Here is a 703-nt window from a genome sequence, read left to right as displayed (position 1 = left end):
TCGCAGACGAGGATGCGCTCGACAAGAAGCGGGCGGAGCTGCGCGCACGCAAGGTGGCCTACGACCGGCCGGGCGCGGCGCTGGAGCCGGGCCTGTCGCTCGGACGGTTCTCCACCGAAGAGGCGGCCGAGCGCGCGCTGGCGGCGCTCGGCACGCAGGGGGTGCGCACGGCGCGCGTGGTGCAGGAGCGCGGCGATGCCACCGGCTACCTGCTGCGCCTGCCCCAGGCCACCGACCCGCTGCGCCCGCCGCTCGATGCACTGCGGCCGGCGCTGGCCGGCAAGCCGCTGCGCGCCTGCGGCTGAGCCACCATCAACGGGGAGCGACCCACAGAACCGGCGAAGCGGTTCTGGCGAGGCGCCGCATCGCAAGCAGTACGCGCAAGTACGACAAGATGCGGCAGCGACGCCAGAAGGGTTCTGTGGGTCGCTCTGGATCTACCGCGGATCGGTCGCCAGCAGCATCTCCACCAGGGCCCGCAGATCGCCGTGCAGGCGCGCGAAGCCTGCGGGGTCGAGCGCCAGCGTCTGCTCGTCCATGTAGAGCTTGCGGTTGATCTCGACCTGGATGCTGTGCCGGTGCTGCGCGGGATTGCCGTAGCGGCGCACCAGCTCCACGCCCTTGTAGGGGTGGTTGTAGTCCACGCTGTAGCCGCGCTCGCGCAGGAAGGCGCAGATCGCCTCCGACAGGGCGGGGCTGGCGG

Annotated in this window: 2 protein-coding genes; one reads left to right on the top strand and one right to left on the bottom strand. The window is 72.0% G+C overall.

The window, feature by feature from the left end; all coding sequences use genetic code 11:
- A partial coding sequence (locus GVL50_RS28445; protein WP_218586054.1) for a hypothetical protein occupies window positions 1-305 on the top strand: 305 nt, incomplete at its 5' end.
- Window positions 306-437: 132 nt separating this feature from the next.
- On the opposite strand, the gene GVL50_RS28440 is transcribed toward GVL50_RS28445, so the two are convergent.
- Window positions 438-703: N-formylglutamate amidohydrolase (locus GVL50_RS28440; RefSeq protein ID WP_178124230.1), on the bottom strand; the 266-nt coding region annotated here is incomplete at its 5' end.

This window comes from Pseudomonas sp. 18058 (genome assembly GCF_902706155.1).
Classification (GTDB): domain Bacteria; phylum Pseudomonadota; class Gammaproteobacteria; order Pseudomonadales; family Pseudomonadaceae; genus Aquipseudomonas; species Aquipseudomonas rustica.
Note: the sequence above shows the minus strand (reverse complement) of the source record. Positions and strands in the feature narration are given on the sequence as shown.